At 64.2% G+C, this 15,908-nt stretch carries 12 protein-coding genes and 4 pseudogenes; 10 read left to right on the plus strand and 6 right to left on the minus strand.

The genetic code is table 11. From position 1 onward, the window contains the following. Positions 1-273: 273 nt before the first annotated feature. The 5 genes and pseudogenes from vapB (at position 274) to VET27_RS12455 (ending at position 4,555) form a co-directional block, all read left to right on the plus strand. Positions 274-501, plus strand: coding sequence for a type II toxin-antitoxin system VapB family antitoxin (gene vapB, locus VET27_RS12435; RefSeq protein WP_526518473.1), 228 nt, complete (start codon positions 274-276; stop codon positions 499-501). Continuing rightward, complete coding sequence (locus VET27_RS12440; RefSeq protein ID WP_526518475.1) at positions 492-923, plus strand: PIN domain nuclease; 432 nt, start codon at positions 492-494, stop codon at positions 921-923. Before vapB ends, VET27_RS12440 begins: the two co-directional genes overlap by 10 nt. Before the next feature lie 406 nt (positions 924-1,329). Next, the gene (locus VET27_RS12445) at positions 1,330-2,724 is read left to right on the plus strand and encodes a glucose-6-phosphate dehydrogenase (protein ID WP_526518477.1); all 1,395 of its coding nucleotides are present in this window, start codon (positions 1,330-1,332) and stop codon (positions 2,722-2,724) included. A gap of 23 nt (positions 2,725-2,747) precedes the next feature. Further along, a pseudogene (locus VET27_RS12450) lies at positions 2,748-3,263 on the plus strand (NAD(P)-binding domain-containing protein); the annotation flags it as partial. Positions 3,264-3,349: 86 nt separating this feature from the next. Continuing rightward, positions 3,350-4,555: an amino acid permease gene (locus tag VET27_RS12455; RefSeq protein ID WP_526518479.1), complete on the plus strand. Its 1,206-nt coding sequence runs from the start codon at positions 3,350-3,352 to the stop codon at positions 4,553-4,555. Positions 4,556-5,674: 1,119 nt separating this feature from the next. Here VET27_RS12455 and VET27_RS12460 read toward each other — a convergent pair. The 3 genes and pseudogenes from VET27_RS12460 to VET27_RS12470 form a co-directional block, all read right to left on the minus strand. Beyond that, positions 5,675-6,295, minus strand: a complete 621-nt coding sequence (locus tag VET27_RS12460; protein WP_526518494.1) for a hypothetical protein — start codon at positions 6,293-6,295, stop codon at positions 5,675-5,677. Positions 6,296-6,313: 18 nt separating this feature from the next. Further along, positions 6,314-6,385 (minus strand): annotated as a pseudogene (locus VET27_RS12465) (hypothetical protein); the annotation flags it as partial. Positions 6,386-6,402: 17 nt separating this feature from the next. After that, positions 6,403-6,855, minus strand: a pseudogene (locus VET27_RS12470) (integrase core domain-containing protein); the annotation flags it as partial. A 96-nt stretch (positions 6,856-6,951) separates the two neighbouring features. On the opposite strand from VET27_RS12470, the gene VET27_RS12475 reads away from it, so the two are divergent. Beyond that, entirely contained in the window at positions 6,952-7,386 is a 435-nt protein-coding gene (locus VET27_RS12475; RefSeq protein WP_526518480.1) for a hypothetical protein, read from the plus strand. Positions 7,387-7,577: 191 nt separating this feature from the next. Here VET27_RS12475 and VET27_RS12480 read toward each other — a convergent pair whose 3' ends face one another. After that, positions 7,578-7,850 carry a dienelactone hydrolase family protein gene (locus VET27_RS12480; RefSeq protein ID WP_526518492.1) on the minus strand — a complete coding sequence of 91 codons (273 nt, stop codon included), beginning with the start codon at positions 7,848-7,850 and terminating at the stop codon, positions 7,578-7,580. Positions 7,851-8,377: 527 nt separating this feature from the next. On the opposite strand from VET27_RS12480, the gene VET27_RS12485 reads away from it, so the two are divergent. Beyond that, positions 8,378-10,066, plus strand: a complete 1,689-nt coding sequence (locus VET27_RS12485) for a CotH kinase family protein (protein ID WP_526518482.1) — start codon at positions 8,378-8,380, stop codon at positions 10,064-10,066. Here VET27_RS12485 and VET27_RS12490 read toward each other — a convergent pair. Next, on the minus strand, positions 10,060-10,293 hold the full coding sequence (locus VET27_RS12490; RefSeq protein WP_526518484.1) for a hypothetical protein: 234 nt from the start codon (positions 10,291-10,293) through the stop codon (positions 10,060-10,062). The two genes, VET27_RS12485 and VET27_RS12490, sit on opposite strands and share 7 nt — an antisense overlap. A gap of 256 nt (positions 10,294-10,549) precedes the next feature. On the opposite strand from VET27_RS12490, the gene VET27_RS12495 reads away from it, so the two are divergent. The 3 genes from VET27_RS12495 (at position 10,550) to VET27_RS12505 (ending at position 15,184) form a co-directional block, all read left to right on the plus strand. Next, positions 10,550-11,344 (plus strand): VOC family protein, encoded by a 795-nt coding sequence (locus tag VET27_RS12495; RefSeq protein ID WP_526518486.1) that lies wholly within the window; start codon positions 10,550-10,552, stop codon positions 11,342-11,344. Between the two features lie 481 nt (positions 11,345-11,825). Continuing rightward, positions 11,826-13,649, plus strand: coding sequence for a glycoside hydrolase family 15 protein (locus tag VET27_RS12500; RefSeq protein ID WP_526518488.1), 1,824 nt, complete (start codon positions 11,826-11,828; stop codon positions 13,647-13,649). A 578-nt stretch (positions 13,650-14,227) separates the two neighbouring features. After that, on the plus strand, positions 14,228-15,184 hold the full coding sequence (locus VET27_RS12505) for an alpha/beta hydrolase (RefSeq protein ID WP_526518490.1): 957 nt from the start codon (positions 14,228-14,230) through the stop codon (positions 15,182-15,184). Between the two features lie 279 nt (positions 15,185-15,463). Here the strand turns inward: VET27_RS12505 and VET27_RS12510 are convergent. Next, positions 15,464-15,652: pseudogene (locus tag VET27_RS12510) on the minus strand (transposase); the annotation flags it as partial. Positions 15,653-15,908 lie beyond the last annotated feature (256 nt).

A 15,908-nucleotide genomic window follows, 5' to 3' on the forward strand; every position in this document is an offset into this window, starting at 1 on the left:
CGGCGCAGACATCGAGTACAGCGGCCGGATCAAATCGCTGGACCCGGCAACCCGCACCGGTGTCGTCATCGTCGCCGCGAAGTCAGGTGGCCGGAAGATCTTCGGCCTGGCGACGTTGAACGTCCGCTTCCTGTTCGGCACCGTCTAATCTCCTCGGCCGAGCGCCAGATCTTGAAATGGGTGCGCGCTCCCGCACCGAGTCTGTTGAAGTATGCCGACGAGTCCTCGCCCCCGGAGAGGGATGATATCGTCGATATCAGGAGGTAGAACGGTATGGCCGACGTATTGATTAGAGGGCTATCCGACGCCGCGGTGGCGCAGATCGACGCGGCCGCCGAGGCACGGGGATTGTCGCGGCAGGAGTATCTGCGTCGCCGATTCGAGACGGAGCGAGCGGAGGGGCAGCCTCACAGCCCACTCACCGTCGATGACCTGCGCCGCGCCGCCGCCGCGTCGTCGGATCTCGACGATCCCGAGGTGATGGAGGGCGCATGGCGGTGACCACGTGGCTCATCGACAAGTCCGCATACACTCGCCTAGCAACCTCCAAGGATGCCGAGCTCTGGATCGACCGTATAGAACGTGGCATGGTGCGCATCAGCACCGTTACTCGCCTCGAGATCGGCTATTCATTTCGCACCGCGACACAAGCACGTTTCGAGATAGCTTCGCCACCACTGTCGCTCATGCCAGTTGAATACCTAACGCCCGCCGCCGAGGATCGAGCCGTTGAATTGCAACTGTTGCTGGCCGATCGAGGCCAGCACCGTGCACCTTCTATCCCCGACCTGCTCGTAGCCGCCACCGCCGAGATCGCCGCACTCACAGTCCTTGCCGTTGACAAGGACTTCGACTTGATCGCGCAGATTTCTGGACAACGTACCGAGCGGCTGCGCGTGGATGAGAGCTTGAGACACTGCTGAATACGTGAGGTGGCCGAAATCGCCTGGACGCGAAAGTCGTTTCGGCTCGTCTGCATTCGACGTCCGTAGGCCCTATCGCGCAGTGTTAAACGCAGACGGCCTCGATCCTTTTCTGCGGCGGAGAGACGGGTCGCGCTACGAGTTCGTCGTTCTGGCTTACTCACCGCGGGCGCGCCGCTCAACGCCCTTCCAGATATTCGTACGCCTTGCAGAACAGGCGCTTTCAATCAATGACACACCCCAAACCCGGCAGTCGCACGCCGACGTAGGTTAACCCCCCTTGGCGTTTGCGTATGACCCCGCCAATATTGGCAGTCCGGCCGCTGATCTCTGCTAGCGTCCCGCTCGTGTCACTCGCGGGGGAGAACCGCGCTGTTCGTGATGTCACCTGCGTGCAGAGTCGCTCATGACGTCGGGGGGCGAGCCGACCACGGCGGATGTGCTGGTCATCTTCGGGATCACCGGAGACCTCGCGCGGAAGATGACGTTCCGCTCGCTCTACCGGCTCGAACAGCGGGGACTGCTGGACTGCCCGATCGTCGGGGTCGCAGCCGACGAGTTGTCGACTGAGGAACTGATCAGCCGCGCGCATAACGCGGTCGGTGCAGGCGGGGACGGTGTCGACGACACGGTGTTCAAACGGTTCGCCGCCCGGTTGTCCTATCTGCACGGAGACGTCAACGACCCGGATCTGTATCACCGGTTGTCGGACGAGGTCGGCAGTTACCAACAACCCTTGTACTACCTAGAGATGCCGCCGTCGCTGTTCGGTCCGATCGTCGAACACCTCGGCGAGGCGAAACTTCTCGCGACGGCGCGGGTCGCCATCGAGAAGCCGTTCGGCCACGACCTCGCCTCGGCGCGCGAACTCAATATCCGACTGCACCGCGTGCTGCGCGAGGACCAAATTCTGCGGGTCGACCATTTCCTGGGAAAGGAACCGGTCATCGAGCTGCAGTACCTGCGCTTCGCCAACGTGCTGCTCGCCCAGGTCTGGGACCGCACCAACGTCTCGTGCATCCAGATCACGATGGCCGAGGACTTCGGTGTCGAGGACCGCGGCAGTTTCTACGATGCCGTGGGGGCGCTGCGCGACGTGGTGCAGAACCATCTGCTGCAGGTGCTCGCGCTGGTCGCGATGGAGCCGCTTTCCGGCGGCGTCGGCGATGAGCTGCGCACCAAGAAGGCAGAAGTACTCCGCGCGATACTGCCTGCCGATCCCGCGCACTGTGTCCGCGGCCAGTACGACGGGTACGCCAACGTGCCCGGCGTCGCCACCGGCTCGAGCACCGAGACGTTCGTCGCGCTGCGCCTGGAGATCGACAACTGGCGGTGGGCCGGGGTGCCGATTTTCCTTCGAGCCGGAAAAGCACTCCCGGAAAGGGTCACCGAGGTCCGGTTGATCCTGCGTGGCACACCGCGCCTGCCGTTCCTGTCCACACCCACCCGTGTCGCGGCGAATCAGGTCGTTCTTCGCATCGATCCCGACCCGGGGTTGCGGCTGCAGATCGCCGCGCACGGTGAACATGACTGGCGGACTGTGCATTTGGAGACCCTGTTCGGCGACGACTTCGGCGAACCGCCTACACCGTACGAGCTGCTGCTGCACGCCGCGCTGACCGGCGACCATCAGTACTTCGCCCGCGAGGATGCGATCGAGGAAACCTGGCGGATCGTGCAACCGCTGCTCACCGACCCTCCACCGATCCACACCTACCCACGCGGGTCATGGGGACCAAGCCAGGCACAGTCGCTGCTCGCAGGAGATCACCGCTGGCAGCACCCCTGGCTGAACGACTGACCGAACCGAGAGGGAGAGCGCCCATGCAGTTGGGGATGATCGGGTTGGGGCGGATGGGATCGAACCTCGTGCGCCGCTTGATGCGCGACGGTTACGAATGCGTTGTGTACGACCACAATCCGGCGGCGGTTACCGCTCTCGCCGGGGAGGGCGCCACGGGGGCGGGGTCCCTGGCGGAGCTGGCGGACAAACTCACCGCCCCCCGCGCGGTGTGGGTGATGGTTCCAGCGGGCGAGATCACCACATCGGTGATCGACGACCTGGCCAAGCAGTTGGCCGCCGGTGACACCGTGATCGACGGCGGGAACTCCTACTACCGGGACGATCTCCAGCACGCCAAGACGCTGGCTGAGCACGGCATCCGGCTGCTGGACTGCGGCACCAGCGGTGGGGTGTGGGGATTGGAACGCGAATTTTCGTCAATGATCGGAGGTGACGCCGACGCTTTCGCCCAGGTCGAACCGGTCTTCGCCTCGATCGCCCCGGGCGTCGAAGCCGCCGAACGCACCCCCGGCCGCCACGGTGAGGTCGCGCCGGCCGGCCGTCCATCCAGATCCGCAGCATCGGCTTTTGGCTGACCGTCCGAAGGAGCTTGCTGGCCCGAAGAGGGCACTAGGATCGACTCGTGGGCGAGGACGCCGGGTTGCGCCGATCGCTGGGGCTGCCCCTTGTGACCCTCTACGGCCTCGGCAACATCCTCGGCGCCGGCATCTATGTGCTTGTCGGGAAAGTGGCGGGATTCGCCGGGTCGAGCACCACCCTGGCGTTCGTCCTGGCGATGGTCACCGCCGGGATCACCGCGTTCTCCTACATGGAACTGTCCGGGCGTTACCCGGTCAGCGCGAGCGTCTCGGTGTATCTGCACCGAGCGTTCGGCAAACGCTGGCTGTCGACGGCGATCGGCCTGGCGATGGTCGGCGGCGGCATCGCGTCGGCGGCGGCACTGGCGCAGGGCTTTGCAGGGTATCTGAAGTCGTTCGTCTCGGTTCCGACTCTGGCGGCCAGCGTCGGGCTGCTGATCACCCTCGGGGCGATAGCGATCAAGGGAATCGGCGAGTCGGCCAAGACCGCGGCCTTTCTCACCGGGTTGGAAGTGTTGGGCCTACTGCTGGTCATCTGGTTCGGCCGGAATGCGTTCGCGCAGGCCGATGTTCGGGGCCTACTGGCGATCGATCCCGCCGTCGGCGTGGGCGGGGTGTTCGCCGGCGCGTTTCTCGCCTTCTACGCCTTCATCGGTTTCGAGGACATGGTCAATGTGGCAGAGGAGGTCAAAAACCCAAGCAGGACCGTGCCGCTGGCCATTCTCATCGCACTGGTCGTCTCGACGGTGTTGTACCTGCTGGTCGTCATCGTCTCGACGACGCTGGTGTCCCCGGCCGAACTGGCCGACAGCGATGCGCCGCTGAGCCTCGTCGTCGAACGAAGCAGTGCGAGCAATGCCGCGTTGTTGAGCCTCATCGGAATGGTCGCCGCCGTCAACGGGGTCATCGTGCAGATCATCATGGGCTCACGTATTCTCTACGGGCTGGCCAGAGAGGGCTGGATCGTCGGCCGGCTGGCAAAGGTGCACGCGGACTTCAAGACTCCGGTGACCGCGACGCTGGTGGTGCTCGTCGCCATGATCGTCGGCACCGCGCTGCTGCCGTTGGTGTCCTTGGCGCAACTCACCAGCCTGCTGGTGCTGATCATCTTCACCCTGGTGAACGCGTCACTGATCGCCATCAAGCGGCGCGGCACCGCACACCAGGGATACATCACCGTGCCCGCCGCGGTCCCCTACCTCGGCGTGATCCTCTGCGTCGGCATGATCCTCTTTCAGGTGGTCAACTGAATTAGGAGTGACCGTGCCCACCTCGTGAAACCTCACTTATTTACTCAAGTGCTGTTATCGCAGCGGCGTGGCAATCCAGGCCATGGCCGAATGCCTTCGCCGTCCGCGCCGGCCCTCGACACTAGGCCCGGGCGGCATCGAGCATCCGTCGCAACCCGTCGCGGATCGCAGCGGCTACGTCGGATCCGTTGTAACGCGGCACCACTGCCGCGCCTGATCGGCCTGGTCCCGCCGCCTCGGGCGACATCGATCTTCACCTCCGGCGCGTGCTCCTCGTCGAACCCCTGCACCAGCAGGGCGAAGTCGTTGTGCACCCGGACCGGACGGTCATGACGCGAGCAGGCACGGAGCAGAACACTGCGCACCGGATATAGTGGCCTTGGAGTGATAGAGGAGAAGACTGCCGCGTTTGATCAGGCCGCCCCAGGCGAGCCGCTCGGGGCAAGGCAGCTGATGGATGCCATAGCCCGCATCTACGATTTCGTTGACAATCTCGGCCACAGCCCCGGGACGCGTCGCTCCGCCCGCATAACCGGTGTTCTCGGTGAGGAGGCAGTGCGTTACGAGAACAACGCGGCGACCGCGTGCATCAAGTAGCTCGTCGAACAGCAACGGCGCTGAGCCCCGGAGGTTCGGCATTGCTCAGCGGGACGCCGCCTGGGTCGGCTCAGCGCCCGCACCTACAGGTTGCAGACCCTCGCCCGCGATCGCCGATGCTGTCGGTTCCCGTTGTGGCTCTTGAGTTCTGCCGCTCCAGGCGAGGTACCCCAACCCTGCACTGACCGCTGAGTAGACGACCGCCTCCGTCCACATGTATCCCACACCCCACCTTCTGCCGAGAAATATGGGTTCGTTGATGACGCCGGCGGAGGTCGCCACTGCGTAGGCGCCGTGCGCATACGCCATAGCGGCAAACGCTCCAGAGAAGAACTTGCACGCTTCGCGGTTCATGTTGGTTTCCGTTCGCCGACGCCTTGTGTTGCGTCTCAGTCTTGACTCCTGCGCTAGCGATCGCCAGGGACCGAAGCCCTCAACAAAAAGGGGACTTCGGCACTCAGCGCAATTCAGGTCACGACTCGAAACCCTGTTGATGCGATGTCACGCAACAGGTCGGCGTGCTCACGTCGTGTGTGACGAGATGACCACCTCATCGCCTACGCGGATGCTGCGGTATTCGTCCGCGAAGGCTGCGGCGAAGCGCCCTAGAGTCCATGCTGAGCTGTCATGCGGGGAGGGGGCGACCAGGCGTGGTTGGCACTCGCCTAGGACGCTGATCACCTCGGTAACGTCCTGTTCGGTGGTGCGTCGCCACGGCCACTTCGCGCCGCCGATAATCTCTTGCGCGGACAAGCCATGCACGGGTAGATGAAAGCCGCCTAGCACCGCGTAAATCGGCTCGTCAGTCAGCGTTCTAACGCGCAGGATCAGCCGCGTCAAGCCTTGGTGGCCACAGCCCACGATCACGACTATGCCCTTGCCTATTACGTTCACGATCAACGCCTGCTCAGGCGGCCGGCCAAGCAGAAACAACTGGCGGGCGATGGATCCTGTCGTGGCAATTCCCGACGCTAAAAGGCCAGCATTACAGCTGAATTCACAATGCGCGTTCGGGTGACGCATGGGAACTGGCGTCCATTCCGGAATACCAGCTCTGACTTGATCAGGGAGGTCGAAGCTGCCCCGCAACCAGGCGCTGGGGCCGCCGCAGTGATCGGGGTGAGAATGCGAGATCACGATCATGTCGATTGCACCGAGGTCTACACGGAGCTTTCGAGCGTTGCGTTGCAGCGTGGATCGCGGGCCGGCGCTGAGCCCAAGGTCGAAGAGAATGGTCCGCCCGTCTGCGACTACGAGGTAGGAGCTGTCGTGTCGGGCTCCTGGTTGGTGTCCTGGGCTGGTCGGTTGATCGAGACGGTGTTGGGCAGATCGAGGATCTTCGGCGCCTGGGCGGTGCCGAAGCGGTGTGGGGTTCGGGCGCGGGCGTCGGTCAGCACGGTGCGCCGGTGGACGGCTTTGTCGGTGGCCAACCCGTAGTGCACGTCGGCGGGTGTGTGTAGCCCGATGCCGGTGTGACAATGCCGTGGTTGTACCACTGGGGGAAGGTATTCATGAATTGCCCTGCCTCGGAAAGTGATCCGAAGCGTTCGGCAAATTCCGGCCCGTACTTCAACGTCTTGAACAAGTGATTCCGAGTACGGGTTGTCGTTGGACACCCGTGGCCGCGAATGCGACCGGGTGACCTCCAGATCGGCGAGCAGCGCGGCGACGGTGGCCGATTTGGTTGCGTGATCCCGATCAGACCCTAAGCATCAAGCGGTTGATCGTGTAGTGCCGTTCAATTGGCCGTTCTGCCAAAACTAGATAGAAGTGCCTGGGTGTGGGACAGAGTTGATCACATGACTGACTCAAGAAGTTCGCAGCGATGCGACATCCGGGCCGCTGCGCAAGCCGCTGCGCAAGCGGCACAGGACTTAACCAGCGGAGCGCTACGTGTCCCCACGGCGTCTGCTCACATCGTCGCGCAACTGCCCGACCTCATCGGGAACTTGGCAGCGGCGACCGAGCGCCTCAATACCAACCTTGACAGGCTCGAAAGGTACATGGCGCTCGCTGATCCGACCTTTGAAGCCATCGATCGGCTGCTGCCACAACTGGAGGCGCTGGTGGCGCGGGGTGATCAAGCCTTCCGAGCTGTCCGTGACATCCCTGGGGTGGGCACATTCGGGCGCATTACTGGACTCTCTCACGACTCCGGCGCGGCGAAAGAAGATTCACCCGAGGAGGTCAAAGGACGGAAGCGGCGCTCCGAGCCGCGGCGGCGCAAGGACTGAGCACCGAGGCTTGCGTTGCGCTGCCCGTCACCGCAGGTGCTCGTCGGAGAACGCCAGCATCCAGTGCCACGCGTCCTCGGCCTGCGGGGCCGAATGGTGCAGACAGGCGATACGTTCGACGACTCGCAGCGGCGACGGTGTCCCTCACTTGTTCATGAAGCTGTGGCCCCACGCCCCAATACCCCTTGATGTCACGCGCCACGCCACTGCGCGCCCAACCGTTCTCGAGCTTGGCGGCGGCCCGGTAGCAGTCGGTCCTCGGCGCCGCAGCTGGCGACAATGGGACACGAGCGCGAAGGTACACCGGTGGCCGGCGGGAACGGCCCGTAATTCGGTGCGATCGCGTCGAACACCCCGCGGTCGGCCAGCAACAAGCAGAATCCGCCGCCCATGCAGAACCCTGCCTCGCCAACTTTTCCGGTCGCCCTGTGGTCGGCCCGCAGGTACTCGGCCGCAGCGACGATGTCGTCGACCGCTGAACCTGAGCGTCAGTACTACTGGTTCGGCGAACCCATCGACACGGGGGCTGTCGCAACCATCGATGACCGCCCCCTGGGACACATCCGGGATCAGACAAAGACTTCGATCGAGCAGGGTGTCGCCTTCTTGCTGAACGAGCAGCGGACGGACCCCACCGGTCTGTAATCAGACGATTGCTCGGACCCGAGCGGCGGTGACAACGCCGCAAGCGGTCAGCTAAACGGTGCTAACTCGCTATCACTACAACAGCCAGCAGCACCCGAAAAAAGCCTCATCTACCGCGTTTGTCGAGCTGCAGCGAAGTTTGACAAGGATCGCCGGGGTACTTTGACAGGAATTCGGCGTGTCGCGACAGCTTGTCAATCTTGGCTGCATAAGCCGATTCGGCAACAACGCAATCATCGACGCCCAGTCGTGGCATGGCGATTCCTGAAGACGAGTACCGCACTACTCGGGTCGAACGCGGTGTCCCGCAGCATGCTGTTGGAAGGCCGCGACGGGAGATTTCACAATGACCAATCTGCAGCAACAAGCACTCGATTCTTTTTATGCGCTCGATAATGCGATCACGATCAAGATCAAGATGCCGCAAGCCGAGTGGGATGCGGTGCGAAACGAGGAGCCCAAGGGCGGTCGGTGCAACTTCGAATGGACCGAAGGCGCCAGATACACGTGGCGAAAGGCGACCTCGGTCGAGATCTCCGGAACGACGTTTCCCGCGAAGACGACGTTCATCGACGTGGGCGTCAAGAAGAAGTCATTCTGCGGCTCGATCGACAGCAACAAGCCATGCCTGCACGTCGATTTCGGCAGATTCGGCGATGCCAACGTCCCCGGAATCGAAGCCCTGATCGGGTCGCGCTACGTGACGCTGAACAATTCCATTCAGGATCGGTCCTACGTCAAGCAGACGCTGGGATACCGGATGCTGGGCATGGTCGGGCTGCCCAACTCGCGCTGCAACTACGCCCGGATCTTCGTGAATGGCACCCTGATCGGCGACGGGGTCGCCGGCGTCAACAGCCCCGGCATCTACGTCAATGCCGAGCCGGTGATGAAGCGCTACATCGAGCGGAACTTCAACGCCAACTTGAAGGGCAACTTGTACGAACTCGAGCACCACGACGACTTCCTCGACGAGAGGGTGCAGCTCATCGGGGTCGAGTCCCTGTCCAAGTTCGAGGACAAGGCCGACCTGAAGTTCGCGATCGACCACATCAAGGCGAACGGTCTGGCCGGCGCGGATCAAGTGCTCGACATGGACCAGTACCTGAAGATCTACGCGATGGAGTTCTTCCTCAAGCACTGGGACGGGTACGCGGACAACACCAACAACACCTACATCTACAACGACGTGACCGCCGTCGCGGCTCCGGGCGTGGGCAACGTCAAGTTCAAAATGATCCCGTGGGGGATCGACCAGACGCTCCAGCCGGACAGGCCGTTCAAGCTGGGCCGTGACGGGGTGATCGCACAACTCGTGCGCAACGACGACGCCCGTCGTCAGCAGTTGTTCGACCAGATCCGGGCGTACCGGGACACGCTGTTCAGCCGCGAGAGCCAGCAGACGGTCCTGAAACCGCTGATCGATCAGATGCAGGCACTACTGGTTGGGTTCGGCGTGCCCAATGCCGTGGCGGAGATCGACTCCGTGCGGCAGCAGCTACGGCTGGCGGAATCGGCGGGATTCATTTCTGCAGGGCTGCCCGGGCCCGGGAAACCGGTGTACATCCTCAAGCACGACACCAGCGCTTGCCTGCACGCGAGCAACACCGAGTCGATTCCGCCGGGCATACCCGCGCCGGCGAACTTCGAGGTCTACCACCAGCCGCTGCGGGACGACGACGACCCGGCGGATCTGTGGGTCTTCAGCGACCTCGGGACCGGCAAGTCACTGACCAATCAGGGCTTCGGCCGTGTTCTGCATGCCACCGGCACCCAGGTCACGCCGGCGGGGCACAAGTACCTCTACACGTGCGCACCGAACAACGGCCTGCACGCCGAAGAGTTCACGATCGCCCCGGTACCCGTCCCCGTCACGGACCCCGCCAACCCGCCGGGCCGGTTCGCCTACACCGGTTTCTTCAACCTCGTCAGCGTGCGGACCACCGAGATGGCGAAGTACGGGCTCGACCTCACGCCGGGCGGCAGGGCCAGGGTGCACCAGGAACTCCCCGGGTCGAACCTCTACTTCTACTGATCCGTCTCGGGGTAGTCGAACACCGCGTAGCCGCCGCCGTCATCGACGACGAGGATCTTCTTCTCGCCGCCGCTGCGGAACGTCGTGATGCCCTCGGGTTTCATCGATCGATGAAAGGCGATGTCCAGCAGCCTGACCTCATCGCTGCCGTTCCAGGAATTGAGTTGAAACAGTGCGTCGCTACCGCTGGTCGAGCGCCCGAGCAGAATAAGGAAGTCGCCAGTCACGGAATCCGTGCATCGCTTCTGCGCGGAGGTCACCGTGGGGTGTGTAGCGAACGCGCACCAATCCGTCACTGACTTGTGTTGCCCTGACCCCTTGGCCTCCAGGATGCAGAGCGAGGGGCCAACTGAAGTTGGGCCCGGCGAGAACGCTGGCCCCACCAAACCGGAGTGACTGACTGTGAACCAGCCGGTGGAGATTTGCCCGCTCGGTTGAGCGTCGCTTGCAGGTGACGCGGCGTCACGTCCTACCGTCGGGGTTATGGGTGGCACTGAGGACGGTCTGAAGGTCGGTGAGCTGGCCCGCGCCGCTGGGCTCTCGATTCGCACGGTGCGCTACTACGACCAGATCGGGCTGCTCACCCCGTCGCGGCGCAGCTCGGCTGGCCACCGGGTGTATGACGACATCGATGTGCGGCGGCTGTACCGCATCTGCCTACTGCGCCGCACCGGGCTGCCGCTCGCCGAGATCGGCAAAGCGTTGGATGAACCCGGTTGGGACCTGCGAGACGCCATGCTCGCCCACCTCGAGCAGATCGATCACCAGCAGGCGGTCGGCGCGGCGCTGCGCAGGCGACTGGCAGCCATGGTCAACGCCACTGGGACGGGCGACACTCCGAGCAGCGACCAACTATTGGAAACCATGGAGGAGATGACCATGCTCGATGACAGTGTGCAGCGGCGGATCTCGATCCTCGTCTATGACGACATCCCAGCGATGCATGGCTGGCTGGTGCGGGTGTTCGGTCTGGGCGCCGGCCGCCTGGAACACGACGCAGAGGGCCACTGGGTGCACGGCGAAGTGCAAGCAGGCGATGGCGTGATCTGGCTGCATCAGGTCTCACCTCGATTCGGGTTGGCGTCGCCAAAGACCCTCGGCGCGGCAACTGGAACTACCGCGGTGATGGTCGAGGACGTCGACGCCCACCACCGCCACGCCCTCGACGAGGGTGCTGAGATCCTCTACCCGCCCATTGATCAGCCCTACGGCTACCGCGAGTACAGCGCACGCGACCCAGAAGGTGGCCTCTGGTCATTCATGAAACCGCTGGACTGACTACCCGTTCACCAACCAACCAATGCGATTGGCCCACGGTGTGGGCCAGGCAGTAAGACTGGGTGCCGGTCTCAACGATGTGACCGCCGAAGCGCGCCGCCGTGAATCACACATGTCGCCTACGCTAGGACGGCTGTCAGAATTACCTCGACCACGTCTGCGTTACCGTGCGCACTCTCGGTAGAATTGGCGAAGATCGGCTGCAGCCCGAGTTCCGCACACGCCTGCTCAATGAATTCCGTACCCGCCGTTGAGCGCAGACGGCCCGCACCCGTTCCGCCTGATCGCCGGCAACCCTCTGTCGTAGCGAGCAGCGCGCCGCACCGCGCCTACACTCACAGTGGACTCATCGGTACAGACTGGTGGGCCGCCGTACTTGTGGAGACACTGCTCGACGGTCCCGACTCCCAAGTCACAGCAGGCCGGGACCCGGGTCGTTGTAGCGGCCCACGTTGTCGTAGGAGAATGGAATGCATCCGACATGAGTGGATTGCCTCTCGGTCAACACGCACTGCTGTCAGATTGCCGCTCCGCAGCTCTGGTGACCGCTGCGGGGTCGGTCGATTGGCTGTGCCTGCCCCGATTCGACAGCGCGCCGGTGTTCGCACGCCTGCTCGACAACGCCGCGGGCCATTTTCTGGTGGCACCCACCGAGCCCACCTTCGCGTCAACATGGCGGTATCGGACGCCGGGCCTGGTTCTGGAAACGGTGTGGTCGGGTCCGCAGGGAGAGGTCCGGGTCACCGACGCGATGGCCCTGGGAGCGCACGCCCGCGGTCACCAGCTTGGCCAGTCATCGCCGGGGGTGTTGCTGCGCCACGTCGAATGCCTTCGCGGCGCGGTGCCGATGCGCGTCGAATACGTGCCGCGTCCGGAATTCGGGCTCGTTCATCCCCGCCTGGTCGCCGCCGACGGCGCAGTGATGTCCCATGGCGGGGCGACGGTCCTGCTGCTGAGCACCGACCTGGCGCTGCGCGTTGATGCCGGATCGGCGTCGGCGACGGTCACCCTCACCGCAGGCCGGCGGCTGAGCTTCGCGCTCGCGCAATACGATCCCTGGGATCCCGAACCGCGAGGCTGGAGCGCCCGGATGATCCGGCGACGTCTGCGTGCGACCGAAAAGGCCTGGGACAGTTGGTCGGCGCTGCACCAACGCTACGACGGCCCGCTGCGGGAGCTGGTGCTGCACAGCGGAGTGGTGCTGCAGGGGCTGACGTATGCGCGCAGCGGCGCCATCATCGCGGCAGCCACCACCAGCGTGCCCGAAGGAGTGGGCAGCGGCCGGACCTGGGACTACCGCTACACGTGGGTGCGCGACGCAAGCATGACCCTACAAGGACTGTTCATCGCCGCCTGCCCAGAAGAGGCGGGCAAGTTCTTCGCGTTCTTGGCCCGCGCCGCCGCCACCCAACTCGACCGCGGCCTCGACCTGCAGATCATGTTCGGTGTCGGTGGCGAGCGAGACCTCACCGAACGAGAACTTCCGCACCTATCGGGATGGCGCGACAGTGGCCCGGTGCGCGTCGGCAACGCAGCGTGGGGGCAGCGCCAACTCGACGTCTACGGAGCGGTCCTCGACGCCGCATACACCCTGCAGGTGCACCTGATGACGATCGCCGAGAGCACCCGAATGTTTCTGGTCGCGGCGGTCGACGCCGCCGCGGCCCGCTGGCGCGACGACGATCAGGGCATCTGGGAAGTCCGCGGGGCGCCGCGACCCTACCTGCACAGCAAGCTGATGTGTTGGGTCGCCCTGGATCGCGGCATCGCGATGGCGCCACAGCTGGGCGCCGCAGCACGCGTCGAGCATTGGCACGCCGAACGGACCGCGATCCGCGACGCCATCACCGACGCCGGCTGGAACGAGAGCGTCGGCGCATTCACCCAGTATTTCGGGTCGGACGCGCTGGATGCCTCGGTGCTCCTGATGGCGTTGGTGGGCTTCCTCCCCCACGATGATCCGCGGCTGCTCTCGACCATCGACGCGGTCGAGGAAGGATTGACCGATTCGCGCGGACTGCTGTACCGCTACCTGGGCGGCGACGGGTTCGACGCCGCCGAGGGCAGCTTTCTGCTGTGCACGTTCTGGTTGGCACACGCGCTGGCCATCACTGCACAACCCGAGCGATCCCGCGCCGTCCTCGAGCGTGCCGCGGGTTGCGCCAGCAGCCTGGGACTGTTCTCCGAACAGGTCGACTCGGCCACCGGCGACCTGCTCGGCAACTTTCCGCAGGCCTTTAGCCACCTCGGCCTGATCACCGCCGCCCAGGCCCTCGCCGACGCCGAGTCGACATACGACCCGTGACAAGCGATTTCAGGGCGATGTCGACGAATTGCCCGTGTACCGAATAGTACAGATTTGGCAACGTAACGTTCGGGAACCTCCCGCGCCAACGTGCGGGACCAGTCGTCACGCGGGTCAGAAGCGAGATCTGTCGACGAGCAGCGCACATGCAGGTATTGCGCACTCTCAGGGTCGTCGGCATCGTTCTCACGCGATCGCCGGGTAGCTTTGACAGAATCCACCCTTACCGCTGGCGAAATTTCGTTCGACCTCCGAGATCGTTCGAAACAAGAGCAGAAGTCGCCTCGCCCGACAGCCAGGACTCCGCTGTGGCGCGCCCGGGTGTCATTGGCGCCGCCGCGTCAACGGTCACCTGCACCTACGGACAGTCCGAGCAGCTCTCGAGGGCTAAACCGCCGCACGTATCGGACCCGCCAGGCATAATGACGAGGTGAGCGCAGCCTGATGCTCACCGGATCACCGCCGAGGTTCCACGAAACTCGGGACATCCTCCGCGCATGGGACGGTGTGGTTCGATGTGCCCGTTGTGGAGGGCTCGGTGGCGACGAACAAGCAACCGGGGCGCGCCGCCTACGTCGATGAGCAAGGGCAGTGGTGATGGCATGCGCGACAGAGATGAGCGGCTGCGCAATGAGGTTGAGCACCCGGAGCGCTACCAGGAGGTGACGATTACCTCCGCGGGTGTGCCGATTGTGCTGTCGGTGTGGCATGGCCGATCGGGCGGCCCAGTGGTGGTGTTCCTGCCGGGAACCATGACCCATCCGCTGTTCTATGAAGAGTTCTGTGATGGCCTTGCCGCCCACGGCATCACCGTCGTGGGCGTCCACCCCGAGGGGCACGGCAAGAGCCCGCGGGTCGGGCGGCTACTGCGTCTGGACACTCTCGTTGCCAACGCGCTCGACGCCACCGCGTGGGCCCGGGTACGGTTCGGGCGGTGCCCTGTGGTCGTGGGCTCCAGTCAAGGCGGTGTGCTGGCGATGATCGTCGCAACCCGCGACCACGAACTCGCCGGTGTCGTCGCCCACAACATCCTCGATCCCGCACTGCCCGCCTCGATCACGGTGTCGAGGTTCCCGACTTTCCTTCAGTCCGCATACGGGCCGTTTATGCGCGGCTTTCGGGTGCTGGCCAAGCTGGCACCGCGTCTACCGATCCGGTTCAGCGTCTACCTCGACCTGGCCCGGGTATGCCGCGAACCGTGGACAGCCGAGCAATTCCTTATGGACCCGCTGAGCCTGCGCGCCTACCCGCTTGCCTTCCTGGCCGACCTGTTCACCGCCGACATGAAAGCCATGGGCGATGGCTCGATCACGTGTCCGGTTGTGGTCGTCGCGGGTCGCAGAGACCCGTTGTTTAGCTTTGACTACACACAAAAGGTTTTCGCCCGCATTGCCGCCCCTGCCAAAGAACTTGTCGTTTTCGACACCGACCACCACCTTCTGTTCAACGAATGTCTGCCGCTCGTCCTCGGACGAGTCGCCGGGCTCATCACACGCCTCGATGCTCAACAGCCGACCCAGCAACTCACCTCCTGATCCGCATTGCGGACGACGCTGCGTCAGGCGGGGTGCCGTGGTATCCGGGTGAAGACGACAGGCTAAGGCCAAGGTGACCTTCGCCCCGCGGCATCCGGTCCGACGCCCTCGATGCTGACGAAGTGAGCAGATTAGGTTCTCCCAATCTGGCACCCTTGGAGCGCTCTCTATGAACGCACGCGGACCACAACGCTTCGATTCCGGCAAGCGCGGCGCATCGCATGGATTTGGTGGCTGACCTAAGCTAAGCGCGCGCCGCTGTGCGGTCCTCAGCGCGGCGTCGGTGATTAGTTCAGCAGGCCGGGCCCAGCCAAGAGTGTTGCGGGGCCGGTCATTGAGTTCCTCGGCGACCCGCCGCAGTTCCTCGGGCGAGATGTCGGCCAGATTGGTGCCGGGGAAGCAGTCCCGCAGCAAGCCGTTCGTGTTTTCGTTGCTGCCGCGCTGCCAAGTCGAGTGCGCGTCACAGAAGCATGGCCGCCTGGAACTGGCCCACCAGCACATCACGCAACTACGCGGTTGCGTCCCAACGTCGGTGTAAATGACGACCGACTCGGTTCCTCGGCGGTCATGTTAGGCGACGACTCCGACAGTTTCGCCGCCGGTGATCTGGGTGTCGATGTCGGGTTTGCGGATCGGGGTCGGCGGGTCGAGAAGCTGGTGGCGTAGATCGGCCAGTAGCCGGGTTCCGGTCGGTGTCATCGACATGCCGCGCCAGCCTCGGGAG

It is taken from the genome of Mycobacterium sp., from assembly GCF_035633495.1.
Lineage (GTDB): Bacteria > Actinomycetota > Actinomycetes > Mycobacteriales > Mycobacteriaceae > Mycobacterium.

Coding starts and splice junctions, on each gene's coding strand:
- VET27_RS12445 (WP_526518477.1), top strand. CDS start 1,330: ATGACGTCGGGGGGCGAGCCGACCACGGCGGATGTGCTGGTCATCTTC.
- VET27_RS12500 (WP_526518488.1), top strand. CDS start 11,826: ATGAGTGGATTGCCTCTCGGTCAACACGCACTGCTGTCAGATTGCCGC.
- vapB (WP_526518473.1), top strand. CDS start 274: ATGGCCGACGTATTGATTAGAGGGCTATCCGACGCCGCGGTGGCGCAG.
- VET27_RS12485 (WP_526518482.1), top strand. CDS start 8,378: ATGACCAATCTGCAGCAACAAGCACTCGATTCTTTTTATGCGCTCGAT.
- VET27_RS12475 (WP_526518480.1), top strand. CDS start 6,952: ATGACTGACTCAAGAAGTTCGCAGCGATGCGACATCCGGGCCGCTGCG.
- VET27_RS12440 (WP_526518475.1), top strand. CDS start 492: ATGGCGGTGACCACGTGGCTCATCGACAAGTCCGCATACACTCGCCTA.
- VET27_RS12460 (WP_526518494.1), bottom strand. CDS start 6,295: ATGATCGTGATCTCGCATTCTCACCCCGATCACTGCGGCGGCCCCAGC.
- VET27_RS12495 (WP_526518486.1), top strand. CDS start 10,550: ATGGGTGGCACTGAGGACGGTCTGAAGGTCGGTGAGCTGGCCCGCGCC.
- VET27_RS12505 (WP_526518490.1), top strand. CDS start 14,228: ATGAGCAAGGGCAGTGGTGATGGCATGCGCGACAGAGATGAGCGGCTG.